The organism is Pleionea sp. WD8-19 (assembly GCF_055326765.1).
The window spans coordinates 1-1,211 of record NZ_JBUZOU010000057.1 but is presented as its reverse complement, the minus strand read 5'-3'; the positions used below and the strand labels follow the sequence as shown (position 1 = coordinate 1,211).

At 34.8% G+C, this 1,211-nt stretch carries 1 protein-coding gene; it reads left to right on the top strand.

All coding sequences use genetic code 11. The features are described 5' to 3' along the window. Window positions 1–186: 186 nt before the first annotated feature. Window positions 187–726, top strand: coding sequence for a hypothetical protein (locus tag ACTUJY_RS21090; protein ID WP_463618108.1), 540 nt, complete (start codon window positions 187–189; stop codon window positions 724–726). Window positions 727–1,211 lie beyond the last annotated feature (485 nt).

Here is a 1,211-nt window from a genome sequence, read left to right as displayed (position 1 = left end):
AGCATTTTAACGTGGGGCACTACAGTTCCATTTCGAGGACGGTGAGCCGACTCAACCAGGCGATGAACGATAATGCGCGGTTGCAGGAAGAGTATAATAGTATATATCAAGATTTGACCCCTTAGTAATCATTCAAGCTCAATATGATCTCAGATATTATGAACTTAGGAATGCTAATTAATTGCTATGAAGACTTTAAAATATTCTGCGATATTAATTTTGGTGGTTTTGTATAGTTTTTATTATGTTTGGGATGAGCTTGAAAAAGTACCAACAGAGGACTTGGTTGCTAATAGTGTTTCAGGAGAAAGCTGGTTGTATAACAGAGTATATCTTGGCTATATCAAAACTAAAGATATTTCTGAACTATCAAAACGAATTTCTTATGGTGAGTATGATTTAATTTCGTTACTGATAAATGCTAGAAGTGTCGATGCAAGCGTTGGTAAGTTAAACCTAAATAACCTTTTAAAAGTTTTAGTGGAAAAAGGACTTCCGTTAAATGATTTAAACGAAAATCAATGTAAAAAAATTGGGATTGTCTTTCTTGAAAAAGATTTTGACTTTATTCGTGTGCTTAAATTTAATGGTATGGATTTGGATTTTAATGACGGTTATTGTAAGCAAATTATATTAAAGTTGGTTCAGAGCTCAAAGAGTTTATCCAATGATGATTTTTCTCTTATTTTAAGGGAAATTAGCAAAGAAAAGTCAGGACATCCATAACTCTTTTTGAGACTGTAAATTATTCTGTGTGGGTTAAGTCGGGACACCCATACCTTAAATGAAGGTAAGAGGGTATGGGGGGTGCAACTCTCGCACTGATCATTTTCGAACAAATTTCACAACATTTTTAGGTGGTGAAATAGGTTGGTAGTAATGTTGTTTAATGTTTTTGTAGCGTGCTTTTTTGTCATCGTAGTTTTTTCCAAATTAGCGGTCGTAGGATTTTGAAGTTTTACGATCGCTTTTTCGCTTTCTCATCGTAGCATATTTTTAGTTTACCAAACTTCTGTCGCAATATTTCTCAAACGCCGTCGTAAAAATTATTACACTGCTATCGTAATTTTAAAAATCACTGACGTAATGTAAGCGTCTAACCAAACACACGCTTGACTACTGAGTCAGCTCAACGTTCCAAGGCATCAAGTACTCAATATTGTCCGGTGACTTAGGCATCTCTTCGAGTAGGAACGTGATGTAAAAGAATG

Bases quoted from the DNA above. Each gene is read 5' to 3' on its own strand.
- ACTUJY_RS21090 (WP_463618108.1), top strand. From the start codon at position 187: ATGAAGACTTTAAAATATTCTGCGATATTAATTTTGGTGGTTTTGTAT.